At 73.6% G+C, this 19,806-nt stretch carries 7 protein-coding genes; 4 read left to right on the top strand and 3 right to left on the bottom strand.

Annotated features, from left to right (window positions below; translation table 11 throughout):
* Nucleotides 1–173: 173 nt before the first annotated feature.
* On the bottom strand, nucleotides 174–911 hold the full coding sequence (locus OG927_RS04055; RefSeq protein WP_056796033.1) for a TetR/AcrR family transcriptional regulator: 738 nt from the start codon (nucleotides 909–911) through the stop codon (nucleotides 174–176).
* A 249-nt stretch (nucleotides 912–1,160) separates the two neighbouring features.
* Between OG927_RS04055 and OG927_RS04060 the strand changes: the two genes are divergently transcribed.
* Nucleotides 1,161–3,386, top strand: coding sequence for an MMPL family transporter (locus OG927_RS04060; RefSeq protein WP_330319716.1), 2,226 nt, complete (start codon nucleotides 1,161–1,163; stop codon nucleotides 3,384–3,386).
* 140 nt (nucleotides 3,387–3,526) lie between these two features.
* Here OG927_RS04060 and OG927_RS04065 read toward each other — a convergent pair whose 3' ends face one another.
* Nucleotides 3,527–4,045 carry an RNA polymerase sigma factor gene (locus tag OG927_RS04065; protein ID WP_056795737.1) on the bottom strand — a complete coding sequence of 173 codons (519 nt, stop codon included), beginning with the start codon at nucleotides 4,043–4,045 and terminating at the stop codon, nucleotides 3,527–3,529.
* 48 nt (nucleotides 4,046–4,093) lie between these two features.
* Nucleotides 4,094–5,443 (bottom strand): phthiocerol/phthiodiolone dimycocerosyl transferase family protein, encoded by a 1,350-nt coding sequence (locus OG927_RS04070; RefSeq protein ID WP_330319717.1) that lies wholly within the window; start codon nucleotides 5,441–5,443, stop codon nucleotides 4,094–4,096.
* 469 nt (nucleotides 5,444–5,912) lie between these two features.
* Between OG927_RS04070 and OG927_RS04075 the strand changes: the two genes are divergently transcribed.
* From OG927_RS04075 to ccrA, 3 genes are all read left to right on the top strand, one after another.
* A complete protein-coding gene (locus OG927_RS04075) occupies nucleotides 5,913–14,657 on the top strand; it encodes an amino acid adenylation domain-containing protein (protein WP_330319718.1) in 8,745 nt (2,914 codons plus the stop codon).
* Nucleotides 14,650–18,471, top strand: coding sequence for a type I polyketide synthase (locus tag OG927_RS04080; RefSeq protein ID WP_330319719.1), 3,822 nt, complete (start codon nucleotides 14,650–14,652; stop codon nucleotides 18,469–18,471). Before OG927_RS04075 ends, OG927_RS04080 begins: the two co-directional genes overlap by 8 nt.
* Nucleotides 18,472–18,544: 73 nt before the next feature.
* Nucleotides 18,545–19,774, top strand: coding sequence for a crotonyl-CoA carboxylase/reductase (gene ccrA / locus OG927_RS04085; protein ID WP_056796036.1), 1,230 nt, complete (start codon nucleotides 18,545–18,547; stop codon nucleotides 19,772–19,774).
* Nucleotides 19,775–19,806 lie beyond the last annotated feature (32 nt).

Genomic DNA, 19,806 nt, shown 5'->3' on the forward strand with positions numbered 1-19,806 from the left:
CTACCGGGTGGCGGGTCACCTCCTCCCTCAGGCCCGCGATGCCCCGCTGCCGGGTGGAACGGTCTCCGCATTCAGGGAGCTGTCCGCTCCGCCTTGACGGGTCTCCCGGTCAATCGTCGGTGCTGCCGGAATCGCCGCCCCCGCGGTAGGCGGCGCCGGTGCGATCGTTCCGACTACGCCACGGCCGCCGGGATGCGCCGGTGCACGTCCTCGTGCAGGTTCCGCATCGCCACGCGGAAGAGCTCGGCCTGGTGGACGCCGAGGAACCCTGTGTGCCCGAACACCTCCAGGCTGACCATCCCGTGCAAGTACCCCCACGCACTCAGCAGCAGGGCGGTCGCGGGAGGAGGCAGAGCCTCGCCGCCCGGGGCTGATACGTGCTCCAGGTGGCCCAGGAACGCGGGCGACAGCGATCGGGCGTCCACCGCGGCCAGTTGGGACGGCGTGTACCCGCCGAACAGCTCTCGCTCGAAGACCGCGCTCATCCGGCGATTCGCCTCCGTGGTGGGACCGTCGACGGGTGCCTCGTAGTGCGGGAGGGGTGTCCCGTAGAGGAGCTGGAACCGCTCGGGATGATCGAGGGCCCATCGGCGGTAGCCCTCGGCCGCGATGACGAGCCCCGGCAGGTCCGGATCGTCCGCCGCGGTGCCGGTGGCGCCCCGCACGGCGTCGGTCAGATCGTCGTACGCCTTGGTGATGAGCGCCGTGACGAGGTCGTCCCGGCTCGGGAAGTAGTGATAGAGCGCCTGCACGGTCATGCCGAGGCTCCGGGCCACGGCACGCAAGGACAGGGCGTGCGGCCCATGTTCGACGATGTGGGACTCGGCTGCGCTCACGATCTCCTGGATGGCGACGGCGCGGCGTCGCTCACGCAGGGACGGACTGGCTGCCGCGACTCGGTCTGTGGACATGCGGAAACCGTACGACAGTTCGCCCTGGCACAGCACGGCTTCTATGCAGACTGTCAAAAAAATCTAACACTGCTCAAATCTGTTGCACCCCGCTAGCTTCGACCTCGGCGGCGGGAGGCCGGCACCGCGTTCCGGGGCCCGGTCCGCGGCGTCTCTTCGGCGTCGGCACAGGGCGTACGCCCCTGCCCTCATGCCGTTCCGGCCGCTGCAAGTCCTTTCACTCCCCGCAGGATCCGAAGGAGAAAGAGCGTGTTCGAACGCATAGCCGAGCTGGCGATTCGCCGGTCCCGGCTGGTACTTGTCGTCGCCGCCGTGGTCGTGGCCCTCATGGGCGCCTTGGGCGCCGGTGCATTCGGGAAGTTGCTGGACGGCGGATTCGACGACCCGGCCTCCCCGTCCTCCCGGGCCACGGCCGTCATCGAGGAACGGTTCGGCGGAGAGACGAACCTGGTGCTGCTGCTCCGTGCCTCCGAGGGCGGCATCGACGCCCCTGCCGCCGGGAGGAGCGGGCAGGACCTGGTGGCCGAGCTCAAGAAGGAACAGGGCCTCGAGAACGTGGTGTCGTACTGGGACACCAACAGCCCCGGCCTCCTTTCCGAGGACGGACGCGAGGCCATCGTGCTCGCCCATGTGACAGGCGACGAGACGGAGCAGAAGAAGAACGCCGAAAGGATCATCGGCACCTACTCCGGGACGTACCAGGACACGCTCACGGTCAAGGCCGGAGGCAGTGCAGGCGTCAGCAACGACATAGGGCCGCAGACCGGGGAGGACCTCGTCCTGGCCGAGGCCATCGCGATACCCCTGACCCTTCTGCTGCTCCTGGTGGTCTTCGGCACCGTCGTCTCCGCGCTGCTGCCGCTGGTCATCGCGCTCAGCGCAATCGCAGGTGTGTTCGCGCAGCTCTTCGTCATCGGCAGCTTCACCGACGTATCCATCTTCGCGATCAACCTGGCCACGGCCCTGGGCCTCGGACTGGGCGTCGACTACGCCCTGCTGATGATCAGCCGGTTCCGGGAACAGCTCGCGTCGGGGGCGAGCGTGGAGGACGCCGTCCGCAGGACGATGAGCACAGCAGGCCGCACGGTGGCGTTCTCCGCCGCGACCGTGGCTGTCGCGCTCGCCGCACTCCTGGTGTTCCCGCAGTACTTCCTCCGCTCCTTCGGATACTCCGGGGTCGGTGTCGTCGTCATGTCGGCTCTCGCCGCCCTGTTCGTCATGCCGGCCCTGCTCAACGTCCTGGGACACCGGGTCGACAAGGGCCGCATTCCGTGGGTGAAGCCGGGGCGCTCCCGGACCCGGGAGCCCTTGTGGGGACGGGTGGCCCGCACCGTCATGCGGCGCCCCGCGCTCACCGGGCTGCCCGTGCTCGCGGTTCTGCTGGTGGCTGCGAGCCCGCTGCTGGGTGTCACCTTCGGTACGGCGGACGAGCGTGTGCTTCCCGAGGACGCCGAGAGCCGGCACGTCGCGGTGGCGTTGCGGGAGAACTTCAGCGGCAACGACGCCTCCGCCCTGCACGTCGTCATCGACGAGTCGGTGGACAACACCTCGCTGCAGTCGTACGCCTCGGGACTGTCCGGACTCGAGGGTGTCGTCCGCGTCGAGGCCAGCACGGGCGTCTACACGGGTGGGCGGTCCACGGCGACCGGCCCCGGCAACGCGGCGCTCGGCCGCCCCGCCGCGCAGCAGCTCAACGTGGTGAGCGAACTGACACCGAAGTCGGACGAGGCCATAGAACTGGTCGGGAAGGTCCGCGCGGCCGCCCCACCCTCCGGGACGCACCCGCTGGTGGGCGGAGCCGACGCCGAACTGGCCGACTCCAACGCCTCCATCGGCGGCATGCTTCCGCTCGCCGTGGGCCTGATCGCCGTCAGCACGTTCCTGCTCCTCTTCCTGTTCACCGGCAGCGTCGTGCAGCCGTTGCGTGCGCTGGTCCTCAACCTGATCAGCCTGGGTGCGACCGCGGGCGTCATGACCTGGATCTTCCAGGAGGGCAACCTCTCCGGAGTGCTCGGCTTCACCGCACAGCCGATGGAGACGTCGATGTTCGTGCTGATGCTCGTCGTCGCCTTCGGCCTGTCGATGGACTACGAGGTGTTCGTCACCAGCCGGATCAAGGAACTGCACGAGCTCGGCCAGGACAACGAGTCCGCGGTGGTCGACGGCCTCGGGCACACCGGACGCATCGTCAGCGCTGCGGCCGCCCTGCTCGCAGTGAGCTTCTTCGCGTTCGGAACGGCTCAGATCAGCTTCATGCAGCTGTTCGGGCTGGGCAGCGGACTGGCCATCCTCATCGATGCCGTCGCCGTACGCGGTGTTCTCGTACCGGCCGCCATGCGCCTCCTCGGCCGCTCCGCCTGGTACGCGCCCGGCCCGCTGCGCAGGTTCCACGCCCGGTTCGGTCTGAGCGAGAACGGCCCCGCACCCGCGCCGGAGCCCGTGAACTCCCGCGCGAGGGACACGGCGGGCGTCTGACCCGCGCAACCCGTGCGCGAAGGGCGCGTCGGGCGGCCGACGTGCGCGAACCCGCACGACCGCCATCCGCGCCCGTGCCTGCTTCCGCCCCACCGGAGGCGGGCAGGGGCGCACGCGGAGTGGACGGCCTCGGGCCACTCTCAGGCGGCCGAGGGCAGCCAGGCCTCCCGGAAGCGGCGGCGGGCACGGTGCAGACGAGACCGCACCGTCCCCACCGGCAGGGAGAGGACCTGCGCCATCTCCTCCTCGTTGAGCCCGTAGGCGCGCAGGGTGAGCACCTGCCGGTGGGGAGTGGAGAGCCGTTCCAGTACGTCGCTGATGTGCACGACGTCCAGGGGATTCGCCTCCTGTCCCGCGTCGGCCCTCAGGTGGGTCGCCTCGTCACCCGCGCGTTTGGCGGTGCGGACGGCCTCGCGCAGCGTGACCGCACGCACCCAGCCGTAGAACGCGGCCGGCTCGCGCAGCGTGGGCAGGCCGCGGTAGATGGCGAAGAGCGCCTCCTGCGTGGCGTCGGCGCCGTCGCCGCGGGCGACGGACCGGCAGAGACGGGCGACGTACGGCGTGATCCCGGTCAGCAGGTGGTTCATCGCCTGCTCGTCACCCGCCTGTGCCCGGGGCAGTAACGCGAGGGCGGTGGGGATACCGCTGATGGTGCTCATTCGGGGGAGCGCTCCTTAGGGCAGGCACGGTGGGCCGGGTGGCCGTCCTCACCGGGCGATCACGGGCGCGGGTGCGGGCGTGGGTGCGCCGGCCTCCGTGAGGACGAGGAGCCGGGCGAGGACGTCGTCGCGGAAAGCCCGCATGAAGGCGAGGCTGAAGCAGGCGGTGGAGTGGGGGAACTCGATGGCGAGCCTCCCTTCGAAGGAGACGACGCACGCCATGAGGGGACTGCGCCCCGCCTGCGGGAAGTAGTTCTCACGGGCCGGCACCAGCCGGACGTCGGTGGCGTGCAGCCCGGCGGGCAGTCGGGGGCCGGCCACGACCCCCATGTTCGTGGCGATCACGGTGGCCGTCTGCAGCGCCGGGTTCCGGGGGACCTCCGTCGTGATCCGCAGCTCGTTCTCCTGGTCCGCGCGGGCGATGGAATCGCGCAGCCGCGTGTGGACGGTACGCGCCAGCACCATCGGGTCGGTGTCCCCGGCGACATCGACGCTCTGCAGGTGGGCGGTGACGGCCGGCACCATGACGGCGGCGGGCAGCGGAGGGGACAGCCGGGAGCGCAGATCCACGGGGGACAGACAGCCGAGGGTGCGGGGACCGTCACCCTCCAGGCGTCCCCGTGCTGTCGTGAGCAGTGATGCGGCGACGAGGGAGTGGACGGACAGGCCCGCCTCGCGCGCGGTCCGCCGCAACCGGTCGGTGCGCTCCTCGTCGAGCGTCAGCCGGCACACCTCGATACGGCCGTCGGCAGCAGGTTCCGAGCCGTCGCCGGCCGGTCGCGGCACGTCGTAGGGCAGGAGCTGGACGGGGTGTCGCCGTGTCTCCTCGATGCGCCGTTCCAAGTAGGCGGCAACGGCCACCGGATCGGCGTCGGGCAGCAGTGCACTGACGGGACGCGGCCAGCGGGGAGCGGCCGCGGAAGCCTTCCGGACCTCGCCGGCCGAGAGGGCCTCCGGGGCGCCCGCGCCACCCTCGACCAGGGCCCGGTAGTGCTCCCAGACGGTGTTGTGCAGGGCGATGATGCTGTGCCCGTCGGAGATCGTGTGGTCCACGGCGAGGACGAACAGATGCCGGTCGCCTCCCGGTGTGCTCACCAGGACCGCGCGGACGAGCGGCCCCCCGACGGGCAGAGGTGCGTTCAACTCGGCCCTTCGGGCGTCTTCGTGGCCGGTGCGCGTGATCAGCCGGGGCCGCTCGCTCTCGGGGAGGAGGTGCAGCGCGAAGCCCCGGCCGTCCGGCGCGATGCGCGAGCGCAGCGTCGGACTGGCCTGTGTGACGGCGTCGAACGCCACCGACAGCGCCCCCGCGTCCACCTGTCCGCGCAGGGTGCAGAAGAGCACTCCCCTGCTTCGCTGTGCGACATACAGCGTCTCGACCGGACACAACGCACGGTGCATACCGTCAGCCTTCCTCTCGTCGGTTTTCGCGCCCGCCCAAAACCGGGTGACGGCGCGGCACTGCCAGGGCGTACATGCAGGACGTACGCCCGTCCGAGGATGCGTCGCCGGCAGGGGACACGCGGGCCGCCGGAGAGAAGTTGCGGGATTTCCCTGGAATCCGCCCGGGACGGCGCTATCCCGGCTCCTGCGTTCTCCAGTGAGATACCTGGATTTCCGTGGCTGGACCCGGTGCGGGCTTGATCCGGTCCGCGGCGCAACGGAGTCTGGGGGCACCTGCGGGACCGGCGGTGGGACCGCACCGACCCCACGCTCCCGGCGTGCGGCCGGCTCCCGTACCGATCCTGCGGGCCCACGCCGCATCGCCTGTCACGCACCCCCGTTACGCACCCCTGTTCACGCGCCCCCGTTCCGCCCGACCGGGCCGTCCCGGCCGGGACGCCCCGACCTGCCACGTGAGGGTTGTGCCATGTCACTCCACGAGGGACCACCTCGCGAGGACGACCACCAGCCACTGTCCGGCGCCCAGGAAGGACTCTGGTACGCCGGGCGGCTCGCGTCCGACGGTGCCGCCCACAACACCGCGGAGGCGGTGGAGATCCACGGCCCCCTCGCCACCGGCCTGTTCGAGACGGCTCTGCGCCGGACCGTGGGCGAGGCCGACACCTTCGCCATGCGTCTGCTCGACACGGACGACGGCCCTCGCTGCGAACGGGCGCCGGACGCACAGGACTGGGTGCTGCGGCGGATCGATGTGAGGGACGCCGACGACCCGGAGGCCGCTGCCTGGCAGCGGGTCCGCGCGGACCTCGCGACGCCGGTGGACCTGGACAAGGGCCCGCTCTTCTCGCACACTCTGCTCACCCTCGCCCCCGACCGGCACCTCTGGTTGCTGACGGCCCATCACATCCTGCTCGACGGCTACAGCTACAAACTCATCGGCCGCCGCCTCGCCGACACCTACAACGCGCTGGCGGCGGGGGCCGAACCCGCTCCGACCGTCTTCGCGCCCGTGAGCCGGCTCCGGACGGAGGAGGCGGCCTACCTCGCCTCCGAGCGCTGCGAGCGCGACCGGGCGTACTGGTCGCGGCGGCTGGCCGGACTGCCCGAGCCCGCGCGGCTCACGAGCCGCGCCCACCCGCCCGTCGCCCCGTTCCTGCGACGCACCGCGGAACTGGGGACCGCCGACGTGCAGGCCCTGTCGGATGCCGCCACCCGGCTCGGCGCCACGCGCACCGACCTGCTGACCGCCGCCTTCGCCGCCTACCTGCACCGTATGACCGGCGCCGACGACCTGGTGCTGGGCATGGCCACGATGAGCCGGCTGGGCAGCGCCGCCCTACGAACGCCGGGCACCGCCTCCGACGTCCTGCCTCTGCGCGTGGCCGCCGGCCCCGGCACCGCGGTCGCCGACCTGGTCCGGACGGTCGCCGGTGAGCTCACGCGGTTGCGGCGGCACCAGCGGTACCGGAGCGAGTTCATCCGCCGCGATCTGAACGCGCTGGGGACCGGCCGCCGCTTGTACGGGCCGGTGCTGAACATCGTCCCGTTCGCCGAGTCACTCGATTTCGGCGGCAGCCCGGCCACCTGGCACCACCTCTCCGGTGGCGCCGTCGACGACCTCCAGGTCTCGGTACGACCGGGCCCCGGCCCCGGCCCCGGCGGCCTGTGGCTGGCCTTCGACGCCAACCCCGCACTGTACGACGAGGACGAACTCGGCCTGCACCGCGACCGTTTCCTGGCTCTCCTGCGCCGACTGGCCGAGGCCCCGCCCACGACACCCGTGGCGGGCCTGGAGCTGCTGCTGCCCGGTGAGCACCCGCGTCACGCTCCTGTGCGGGACCTCCCGGTCACCGCCACCCTCACCGAGCTGTTCGAGCGGCAGGTCAGGGCCCGGCCGGAGCGCGTCGCTGTCACCCACGAGGGCGAACGGCTCACCTACGCGCAACTCGACGCCCGCGCCAACCGCCTGGCACGGCTGCTGGCCGAGCGGGGTGCGGGCCCGGGCCGGGTGGTGGCGCTGGCCCTGCCCCGAGGCCTGCGGCTGCTGCCCGCCCTGCTCGCGGTCCTCAAGACCGGAGCCGCCTACCTCCCCCTGGACGGCGGCCACCCCGCGGAACGCCTGCGGCTGGTCATGGACGATGTGGCCCCCGCCCTCCTTGTCACCGAGACCGGTCTCGCCCGACACCTCACCGGTGGCGTCCCCGCCGTCGTCCTGGACGACCCCGCCGTCGAGGCGGACCTCGCGGGCCGGCCCGCCGGAGGGCTGACCGACGCCGACCGGCGGGGCCCGACGAGCCCGTCCGACATCGCGTACATCATCCACACATCCGGCTCCACCGGCCGCCCCAAGGGCGTCCCCGTCGTACACGCGGCCGTCGTCCGCCTCTTCGCCGCCGCGGCCGAGCACTTCGACTTCGGCGAGGACGACGTGTGGACGCTGTTCCACTCCTACGCCTTCGACTTCTCGGTGTGGGAGATCTGGGGCGCCCTGCTGCACGGCGGCCGGCTCGTCGTCGTCCCCCATGCCGTCAGCCGCTCTCCCCACGACTTCCTGCGACTGCTGCACCGTGAGGGCGTGACCGTGCTCAACCAGACGCCGTCCGCCTTCGAGCAGCTCGTGGAGGCCGACGGCGAGCAGCCGCCCGGAGCCGGTCCGGACCGCACGAGCACCCTGCGCCACGTCGTCCTCGGCGGTGAGGCCCTGCGTCCCGAGCGCCTGCGGCCCTGGGCCGACCGGCACGGTCTCGAGAGCCCGGCACTGGTGAACATGTACGGCATCACCGAGACCACCGTGCACGTCACCCACCACCGCGTCACCCCGGCCGATCTGACGGACGAGCGCCGGACGAGCATCATCGGCAGGCCGCTGGCGGACCTGCGGGTGCACCTGCTCGACCCCTCGGGCCGGCCCGTGCCGCCGGGCGCCGTCGGCGAGATGTACGTGGCCGGCGCCGGCGTGGCCACCGGGTACCTCGGCCGACCCGAACTGACCGCCGAGCGGTTCCTCGACGACCCCTTCGGACCGCCCGGCTGCCGGATGTACCGCTCCGGCGACCTGGCGCGCCGCCGCGCCGACGGCACCCTCGAATACCTGGGCCGGGCGGACCAGCAGGTCCAGTTGCGCGGCTTCCGCGTCGAGCCGGGCGAGATCGAAGCCGTCCTCGCCGCCCACCCGCAGGTCTCCCGGGCCGCCGTTGTCGTACGCCGGGCCGACAACGGAGCCCGGCAGCTCGTCGCCTACACGGTGTCCGCCGGGCAGGTGCCGCCCGACCCCGCGGAACTGCGCGCCCACGCCGCCACGCACCTGCCCGACCACATGGTCCCCGCCGTCTGCGTCGGCGTCGACGCGCTCCCGCTGACCGCCAACGGCAAGCTCGACACCGACGCCCTGCCCGCGCCCGACTTCACCGCCGCCGCGGCCGGCGCCCGCCCCCGCACCCCCCGGCAGGCACTGCTGTGCGCCCTGTACGAGGACGTGCTGCGGCTGCCCCGTGACACGGTGGGCGCCGACGCCAACTTCTTCGACCTCGGCGGCGACTCGCTGCTCGCCACCCGGCTGCTGGCCCGACTGCGGCACTCGACCGGGGCCGAAGTGCCGATCAGCGCCCTGTTCGACGGCCCGACACCGGAGATGCTCGCGCAGCGGCTGGCCGACCGGCCCGGTACGGCTCCCGACCGCCCGGGGCTCGGCGAGGTCGACCGTCCCGAATCAGTCCCGCTGTCCCACGCCCAGGAACGCATGTGGGTCCTGCACCGGCTCGACGACGCCGCGGCCACGTACAACATCCCGCTGGTCGTGCCGCTCGGCCCCCTCGTGGACGCCGATGCGCTGCAGGCCGCGCTCGGCGACCTCGTCGACCGCCACGAGAGCCTGCGCACGGTGTTCGCCGAGCGGGACGGCGCGCCCCGTCAGCGGGTTCTGCCTCCGGAGGAGTCGCGCCCCCGGCTGCGCCGGGTGGACTGCCCGGCCGACGAGATCGCCGCCCACGTCGCCGCGGCCTCCCGGCACCGCTTCGACCTGACCGGCGAGAACCCCGTGGCCGCCTGGCTGTTCGGGGCGGGGGAGGAACGCACGCTTCTGCTGGTGCTCCACCACAGCGCGGCCGACGGCTGGTCGCTGCGCCCCCTCGCCGACGACCTGTCCGCCGCCTACGCGGCGCGCCGCGCGGGCCGGGCCCCCGTCCGGGACCCGCTGCCGGTGCAGTACGCCGACTTCGCCGGCTGGCAGCGCGCCCTGCTCGCTCCCGACCCCGACGGCGCGGGACGACTGGAGCGGCTGACCGCCCACTGGCGCCGGGCGCTGGCCGGTCTGCCCGAGGCGTGCACGGTGCCCGGCGACCGGCCCCGCCCCGCGTCCCCGCGGGGTGACGGCGCCCATGTCACCGAGGCCGTGGACACGGCCCTCCACCGGGACCTGCTGCACCTGGCCGAGCGCGAGGGCGTCAGCCTTTTCATGGTGCTGCACGCCGCGGTGAGCGCTCTGCTGACCCGGTGCGGAGCGGGCGAGGACATCGTCGTCGGAACCCCCGTCGCGGGCCGCTCCGAACCCGCCCTGGACCAACTGATCGGTCTGCTCACCAACACCCTGGTCCTGCGTGCCGACACCTCCGGCGATCCCACGTTCCGGGAACTGCTGGCCAGGGTGCGCCCACAGGATCTGGCGGCGCTGGATCACCAGGACCTGCCCTTCGACCGGCTGGTGGACGAGCTGAACCCGCGGCGCGTACCCGGCCGCCACCCGCTGTTCCAGGTCATGCTGGCCCTGCAGAACAACGAACCCGCCGTGCTCCGGCTGGAGGGGCACGAGGTGACACTGCGGCCCACCGCCACCCGCACCGCCAAGTTCGACCTGTTCGTGGACGTCTTGGAGCGGCACGGCGACAGCGGGGCCGGCGGGCTCGACCTGCACATCGAGTACGCGACGGAGCTGTACGACGCCGCCACCGCCGAGGAGTTCGCCCGCTGCCTGCGGGAACTGCTGCGCGCGGTGTGCGCGGACCCGGACCGCAGGCTCGGTGACCTCCCCGCTCCTCCCCCGCGCACCCCGGCCGCGGTCCGAGGGCCCGACGCAGCCGAGGTGACGGACGCGGCCCTGTCCGTACCCGGCATCCGCGACGCGGTCGCCCTGGCCGGCTCCGGCGGCGCGCCGCCGGACCTGTACGTGGTGCCGGGCCGCGCGGACGCCGCCGAGCGCGTCGAGCGGATCCTCGACGAGGCCGGCCACGGCGCTGTCCGCGTCACGGCGGTCAACACCCTGCCTCGTACCGACGACGGAGCGGTCGACGCCGGTGCGCTGCGCGCCCTGCCCCGCGTCGACGCCGCCGCCGCCGACTCCTGGCGCCGGCACCTCGCCGGCCTCCCCGGCGTCCGCACCGCCGAGGTCGCCGTGGAGGCCGCCCCGGAGGAACTGGGCCGCCGGCACGCCGGCCCCCCGCGCCGCGCCGCTCCGCCGGCACCTGCCGGTCGGCCCGGCACGACGACGGCCGGGACCGTCCCGGCGCTCAGCGAGGGACCGGAGCTGACCGGGCCGACCGTGTCCGGCTGGGCCCAGGCGCTCATCCGTGCCGCCGAACGCGGCCACGGCGACATCGTCCACGTGCACGCCGACGGCAGCGAGACACGGCGCGACTACGCGTCCCTGGTCGCGGAGGCCTCCCGCGTCCTCGCGGGGCTGCGGCGGGCCGGTCTGCGCCCCGGCGACCGGGTGATCCTCCAGTGCGACGCCACCGAGGACTTCCTGGCCGTGCTGTGGGGGTGCGTCCTCGGCGGCCTCGTCGCCGTTCCGCTGACCGTCCCCACCTCCTACGCCACCCCCTCGGCGGCGCTCACCAAACTGGAGGGCATCTGGCGGATGCTCGGCCGGCCATGGACGGTGTGCTCCCCGGCCCTGGAGGCCGGCCTGCGCGACCTGGCGGCACGTCAGGACTGGCCCGGTCTGCGGCTGACGACGGCGGACGCGCTGCGGGACGCGCCCGAGGACCGCGACTGGTACGCCGCCCGGCCCGACGACCTCGTCCTGATGCTGATGACGTCCGGCAGCACGGGCCTGCCCAAGGCCGTCCGCCTGACCCACCGCAACGTGCTGACCCGGTCCGCCGCCACCGCGGACCTGAACGGGCTCGGCGCGGAGGACGTCTCCCTGAACTGGATTCCGCTCGACCACGTCACCGGCGTGGTGATGTTCCACCTGCGGGACGTGTACCTGGGCTGCCGGCAGGTCCACGCGCCGACATCGTGGATCCTGCGGGACCCGCGGCGCTGGATGGACCTCGCCCACCGGCACCGGGCCACCGTCACGTGGGCGCCCAACTTCGCCTTCGGGCTGCTGGCCGAGCACGCCGACCGCTTCCGGGACCGCGAGTGGGACCTGACACCGATGCGGCTGGTGATGAACGCCGGCGAGGTCGTGGTGGCCGCCGCCGCCCGCAGGTTCCTGCACACGCTGAAGCCGTTCGGACTGCCGCAGGACGTGATGCACCCCGGCTGGGGCATGTCGGAGACCTGCTCGGTGGTCACCGACGCCGTACTGCCGGCCGAACCACCGGGCACCGACGAGGCGTTCGTGAGCTGCGGCCTGCCCTACCCCGGCTTCGCCATGCGTATCGTCGACGAGCACGACACCCTGCTCGCCGAAGGCGACGTCGGCCGGCTCCAGGTCCACGGCACCTCCGTGACCGAGGGCTACCACGACAACCCGGCGGCCGACGCCGAGGCGTTCACCGACGACGGCTGGTTCGACACCGGCGACCTGGCCTTCCTGCGCGACGGCGAGCTCTACATCACCGGCCGCGCCAAGGACGTGATCATCGTCAACGGCGTCAACCACTACAGCCACGAGATCGAGGCATGCGTCGAGGCGCTGCCTTACACCGTCCGCAGTTACACCGCCGCCTGCGCCGTGCGCTCAGGACCGACGGCGACCACCGACGAACTGGCCCTGTTCGTCCACCTCGCCCCGGAGCACGATCCCGCCACCGCGTTGCGGGAGATCGCCGGCAAGGTGACCCGGGAGATCGGCATCAGCCCCGCCTTCCTCGTCCCCGTCGCCGCCGATGCCATCCCCAAGACCGAGATCGGCAAGATCCAGCGGACCAAGCTCCGCAAGAGCTTCGAGGCGGGCGCCTTCGACGACGCGGTGCGCGAGGCCCAGCTCCTGCTGGGGACGGCCGCGACCCTTCCCGACGTCTTCCTCCGACCGGTGTGGCAGCGAGCCGCCCCGCACCTCCCGCGGGCATCGGCGGCCGGCCGCCACACCCTCGTCCTCACGGGCAGCGATCCCCGCACCCAGGAGATCTCCGGACACCTCGCGCGGGCCCTGCGCGCCGACGGCGGACTGTGCACCGAGGCCATCGACGGGGCGTCGTACGCCCGGCAGAACGCCGCCCGTCACTACATCCGCCTCACCGAAGAGGCCGACCACAAGGCGCTGTTGCGGGCCCTGGACGCCGACGGCCGGCCGGTCGACGCCATCGTGCACCTCGGCGCGCCGCACGCCGCTGACACCGAAGCCCCCGAAGCCGCGGAGAGCGGGGCGCGATCCCTGCTCGCCCTCGCCCGGGCCCTCGCGGACCGGCCCGGCGGCCCGCACCGGACCGATCTGCTGTACGTGACGGCCGGCGCCCAGGCGATCACCGCCGACGACCGCCCCTCCCCCGTGCACGCCATGGCCGGCGCGGTCCTGAAGTCGCTGCGCGAGGAACTGGGCGGGCTGCGGTGCGTCCATCTGGACCTCGACCCACAAGGCGAAGAGGACCCCGTACCCCTGCTGCTCGCCGACATGACCGGCACCCCCGCCGACACCGAGGTCGCCCGCCGGGGCGGACGGCGCCTGGTGCGCCGACTGGCCCCGCTGCCCGAGCCGGCGCTACCCACCGATCCACCCGCCTCCGACGGCTTCCACCTGCTCAGCGGAGGGCTGGGCGGTGTCGGCACCGAGATCGCCGCCCACCTCCTGCGCACGCCCGGCACCCGGCTCCTCGTCCTCGGCCGGACGCCCCTGCCCCCGGAGGACACCTGGCCGGAACACCTGGCCGCCGGCGGGCCCCCGGCCGCCCGCGTCGAGGCCTACCGGCGGCTGCGGGAGTCCGGCGAGGTCCGGTACGCGCGCGCCGACGTGACCGACGAACGGCAGGTGCGGGAAGCCGTCGCCGCGGCCGCCGAGCACTGGGGCGCTCCCCTGGTGTCCGTCACGCACCTGGCCGGTGCACTCGTCGAACGCCCCGTGGCCCAACTGGACCCCGCGACCTGGCGCACGGCCCTGGACGCCAAGGTGCGGGGCGCCCTGACCCTGCACCGAGTGAGCGCGGACCACCCGGTCGGCTCCTTCGTCACCTTCTCCTCCGTCAACGGCTACTTCGGCGGCGCCATGAACACCGCCTACGCCGCGGCCAACGCCTACCTCGACGCGCTCGTCCTGCACCGCCGCGCGCTCGGGCTGCCCGGACAGAGCCTGGCCTGGAGCATGTGGCGCGAGCGCGGCATGAGCAGCGGCTACCGGCTCGCCCCGCTCACCGAGGCCCGCGGCTACCGCGTCCTGGACACCGCCACCGCACTGCGCTCCTTCGACCTCGCCCGGACCCTGGACGAACCCCACCTGCTGATCGGCGCCGACCGCAGCGTCCCCTGGGTCCGCAGCCACGTCCTCGAACCGGTCCGGCAGGTGCGGCGGCTGGCCGGACGCCTCGCCCTGGCGGAGGACACGGACCTCGGCGCGCTGTACCGCTCCGCCGCCCACGGCACCGACGGCGACCACTGGGTGCTGCGCGCGGCGGGCGGCGGCGAGCGGCCGACGACGACTTCCGAGGACGAGGCGGGAGAGCGGCTGCGGGCGCTGGAGAGCCGGCTCGCCGACCTGTGGCGCGACGTGCTGGGCCGGGACCGGGTCGGCCCGGACGAGAACTTCTTCGACCTGGGAGGCAACTCGCTGCTCCTGGTCGCCGCCCAGAGCGCCGTCAACCGGGAGTTCGGGTGTGAACTGCCCGTCGTCGAGCTGTTCGCCCACCCCACCGTGCGTGCCCTGGCCCGCCACCTGGCGTCCCTGACCGGACCGGGGTCCGCCGACGCTCCGCCGGCGGCGGACCCACAGGCGCCACCGGGAACCGCCGGAACCGGGCCCAGCGGCCTGGACCACGCAAAGGAACGGGCCCAGCGGCAGCGGGCGGCCCGCGCCCGCCGCTCCGCACGGCACGGGAAGGACCAGGGTCATGCCTGAGACCACGGGACCGCAGGACGAGGACGAACCGGCCGTGGCCGTGATCGGCATGGCGGGCCGCTTCCCCGGCGCGGACGACCTGGACGCGTTCTGGGACAACCTGGCGGCCGGACGCGAGTCGGTGCGGCCCGTCACCGACGAGGAGTTCCTGGCCGCCGGCGGCGCCGAGCGCGACCTCGACGACCCCACTCTGGTCCGCATGGCGTCGGTCATCGAGGGGATCGACCGCTTCGACTCCGGGTTCTTCGGCTACAGCCCCGCCGAGGCGGCCGTCATCGACCCCCAGCAGCGGCTGTTGCTGGAGACGGCCTACCACGCCCTGGAGGACGCGGCGTGCCTCGGCGCCGGGACCGGGACCGGCACGTTCGGGGTCTACGCCGGGAGCGGCGACAGCCGCTACTACCCGGCCCACGTGCACCCGCGGTACGCCGGGCAACCCGGATCGGTGGAACTCGTGCACGCGGCCACCGCCAACTCCCTGGGCACCCTCGCCACCCGCGTCTCCTACGAGCTGGGGCTGACCGGACCCAGCATGTCTCTGCAGACGGCCTGCTCCACCGCTCTCGTCGCCGTGCACACCGCCTGCCAGGACCTGCTCGACCACCGGTGCGACACCGCTCTCGCCGCCGCGGTCTCCCTCAACCCCTCGGCGGCGCTCGGCTACCGCTACGTCCCGGACGGACCGTTCTCGCCCGACGGACGCTGCCGCGCGTTCGCCGAGGACGCGGCGGGCACCTCCTCCGGCGACGGCGTCGGCGCCGTCGTCCTCAAACGGCTGGAGAACGCCCTCGCCGACGGCGACCGCATCCGCGCCGTCGTCCGGGGCAGCGCCGTCAACAACGACGGACGCCGCAAGGTCGGCTTCAGCGCTCCCAGCGCCGCCGGCCAGACCGAGGTCGTCCTCGCGGCGCAGGCCCAGGCGATGACCGACGCCGGAACCATCGGCCTGGTCGAGGCGCACGGCACGGCCACGCGTCTGGGCGACCCGATCGAGGTGGCCGCGCTCACGGAGGCCTTCGGGCAGTCCACGCGGCGCCGCGGTCACTGCGCCCTCGGCTCCGTGAAGACCAACATCGGCCACCTCGGAGCGGCTGCGGGCATCGCGGGGTTCATCAAGGCCGTCCTCGCCCTGGAACACCGGCAGATCCCGCCGAGCCTGCACTTCGGGCAGCCCAACCCGCACATCGACTTCGCCGCCGGCCCGTTCCGGGTGCCCACCGCCCTCGAGGAGTGGCCTGCGGGCGAGCACCCCCGGCGGGCCGCGGTCAGCGCCTTCGGCATCGGCGGCACCAACGCCCACGTCATCCTTCAGGAGGGGCCGCCCCCTGCGGCCGGCCCTCCTGCGGCCCGCCCGCCCGCGGCCGACCGCCGTCTGGTGCTGCCCCTGTCCGCGCGCACGGCCGGAGCCCTGCGCGGCCAGGCCGAGGCACTCGCCCGCCATCTGGAGAGGCGGCCGGAACTCCGCCTGGACGACGTCGCGCACTCCCTGCGCGCCGACCGGCCCGCGCTGCGTCACCGCCTGACCGTGACCGCCGCCTCCCGCGAGGAGGCCCTGTCGGCGCTGCGCGGCGCCGTGCCCGGCACGCCACCCCCGCCGGACGGGCCCGCCCGGGTGGCGTTCCTGCTGCCGGGCGGCGGCACCCAGTACCCCGGCATGGGCGCGGAGCTGTACCGCGACCACGACGTCTACCGCGACACCGTCGACGCCTGCGCCCGCATCCTGCGCCCCGTCCTCGGCGCCGACCTGCGCGACACCATGTTCGACCGCCGGCCGACCGACGACACGGCTGCGTTCCTCGCCCTGGTGGTCACCGAATACGCCCTGGCCCGCACTCTCATGGCGGCAGGGGTGCGGCCGGACGCTCTCATCGGCCACTCGCTGGGCGAGTACACGGCCGCCTGTCTGGCCGGAGTGATCGACCTCGACGAGATGCTGCCGCTGGTCACCGAGCGCATCCGTCTCATCCGCGCGGCGGGCGGCGCTACCGTCGGCGTGGCGGCTCCCGTCGAGGAGGTGCTGCCGCTGCTCGACGGAGAACTGTCCCTCGGTGCGGTGAACGGCCCCGCGGCCTGCACCGTGGCCGGGTACGAGGACGCCGTCGCGCGCTTCGAGGCCGAACTCACCCGACGGGGAATCCCGTTCCGCCGGCTGCGCATACCGGCCGCCGCCCACTCCCACGTCCTGGACCCACTGCTCGGGACGTACGAGAAGCACCTGCGCGGCGTCACCCTGCGCCCGCCGCGGATCCCGTTCGTCACCAACGTCACCGGCACCTGGATCACCGACGCGCAGGCGACCTCGGTCCAGCACTGGATCGACCACACCCGGGAGACCGTACGGTTCGCCGACGGCGTCGGCGCCCTGTGGGAACGCCGGCCCGTCCTGGTGGAGATCGGGCCCGGCGACACCCTCACCAAGCTCGCCACCGCCCGGCTCGCGGAGCACACTCCGGTGACGGTGACCACCATGCGGCACGCCAGGGCCGACGCCGGCGACGGGTTCGTCCTCGCCGAGGCGCTGGGCCGGCTGTGGAGCGCGGGCGTGGACACCGCACTGCCCGAGGTGCCGGGCACGCCCGGGCCCGCGCCACTGCCCCCGTACGCCTTCGAACGGCACCGCCACTGGATCGACGCCCCCGGGGCCCGTACAGCCTCCGGCGTGCCGTCCGCCGCGGCCTCGGCGGACGCCGGGGCGGCCCTCGCCCCACGCCCCCGTCTGACGACCGGGCACGTGCCCCCGCGCACCGCACGCGAAGAGGCCGTGACCCGTCTGTGGGAGGCGACCCTCGGCATCGGCGGCATCGGCGTCCGGGACAACTTCTTCGACCTGGGCGGCGACTCGATGCGGGCCGTCCTGCTGGCGGGCCGGCTGCGTCAGGCCGGCGTCCTCGACGTGCCGGCGTCGGCCCTGCTGGCCGCGCCCACCGTCGTCGGGCTGCTGACCGCGGCCGACGACACCGGGGCGCGGGAGCCGGGCGGCGGCGGGAACGCCCTGGCCCCACTCCTGCCGCTGCGGGCCCGGGGCGACGCCGTACCGCTGTTCTGCGTCCACCCCGGAGCGGGCGTGTCCTGGCGTTACACGGGACTGCTGCCCCACCTCGGGGGCGACCAGCCGGTCTACGGCATCCAGGCCGCCGGTCTCGACGGCGCCGGACCTCCCGCACCGGACGCGGCGTCCATGGTCGCCTCCTACGTCGACCTCGTCCGCGAAGTGCGACCGCACGGTCCCTACCGCCTGCTGGGCTGGTCCTACGGCGGGTTCGTGGCGCACGCGATGGCCTGCGCCCTCCAGGAGCGGGGGGAACGCGTGGAGTTGCTGGCCATGCTGGACGCCCCCCAGCCGCACGGCACGCAGTACGACGCCGCTGCGGCCGAACGGCAGGTGGCGGCCCTGCTGACGAGGGTGGCCGGCCTGCCCGTCGAACCGGGAGCCGCCGAGGTACCGGGTGTGCCGGCCGTCCTCGCCCGCATCGACGCCGGCCTCGCGGCCGACCCGACGAGTTCACCGGTCACCCGCGCCGAGGCCGAGGCCATCGCCGTGGTCATGCGCAACAACCTGCGCCTGGCACCCCACTTCGCGCCCGGCGTCTTCCGCGGGGACGCGCTGTTCTTCAGCGCCGCCCGGGAGGCGGCCACCGGGTTCCCCGGCGACCTGGCCGTGGTGCCGGACAAGATCGAGAGCTGGCGGCCCCACGTCGACGGGACCCTGCACGAACACCGGGTGCCCTGCGGGCACTACGAGATGACCGAACCCGAGCCCCTCGCGCTGATCGGTGCCCGGGTCGCCGAGGCGCTGCGCGAGGCATCCGACTGACCGACCGGCCCCGCCCCCTTGTCCGCTTCCCCGTCCCGAGCGGGACCCCACCGTGCAGGAGCCCCACGTGACCGTGACCGCCCCCCAGGACCTCTACGAACTCGGTGACGCCCCCGAGCTGGGCACCGTACCCAAGCGCATGCACGCCTCGTTGATCCGCCGCGAACGCTACGGGCGGCCCGTCGACGCCTTCCGCACCGAAGTCGTCGACGTACCCCCCGTGGGGCGCGGCCAGGTGCTCGTCAAGGTGATGGCGGCCGGGATCAACTACAACAACGTCTGGGCGGCCACCGGACAACCCATCGACGTGATCGCCGCCCGGCAGAAGGCGGGAGCCACCGAGGACTTCCACATCGGTGGCTCCGACCTGTCCGGCGTCGTGTGGGCCGTCGGCGAGGAGGTGCGGGACGTCCGCCTGGGCGACGAGGTCGTCGTGCTCGCCTGCCGGTGGGACGAGACGGCCGAGGACATCCGCCTCGGTGCCGAGCCGGTCTTCTCCAGCACCCAGCGGGTGTGGGGGTACGAGGAGAACTACGGTTCCTTCGCACAGTTCGCCGTCGTCGACGAGTACATGTGTCACCCCAAACCCGCCCGCCTGTCCTGGGCGGAGTCCGCCTGTTACATGGCCACGGCCGCCACGGCCTACCGCCAGCTCTTCGGCTGGGAACCGCATGTGGTCCGGCCCGGCGACCCGGTGCTGATCTGGGGCGGGGCCGGTGGCCTCGGCAGCATCGCCATCCAGCTCGTGCGGCACGTCGGTGGCATCCCCGTCGCGGTCGTCTCCAGCGAGGAGCGCGGCGAGTTCTGCGTGAAGCTCGGCGCCCGGGGATGGATCGACCGGCGCGAGTTCGACCACTGGGGCCGGATGCCGGACACGGCCGACGAGGCGGCGATGGCCCGCTGGCTCACCGGTGCGCGCGCCTTCGGGCGACGTTTCTGGGAGGTGCTCGGCGAGCGCCGGGCCCCCCGGATCGTGCTGGAGCATTCCGGTGCCGACACCGTTCCCACCTCGATGTACCTGTGCGCGAACGGAGGCATGGTCGTCATCTGCGGCGGCACCACCGGCTACAACGGCGACGTGGACCTGCGTTTCCTGTGGATGCGGCAGAAGCGGCTGCAGGGTTCGCACGTGGCCAGCACCCGTGAGGCCCGCGAGGTGACCCGGCTGATCGACCAGGGGTACGTGGACCCCTGCCTGTCACGGACGTTCGGTTTCGAGGAGATCGGCCTGGCGCACCAGCTCATCCACGACAACCGTCATCCGGCGGGCAACATGGCCGTCCTGGTCAACGCGCGGGCGTGAACCCTCGACGCCCCCTGCCCCTGCCCCCGCGC

The sequence above is a fragment of the Streptomyces clavifer genome (assembly GCF_036345975.1).
In the GTDB taxonomy this organism is placed as follows: domain Bacteria; phylum Actinomycetota; class Actinomycetes; order Streptomycetales; family Streptomycetaceae; genus Streptomyces; species Streptomyces clavifer.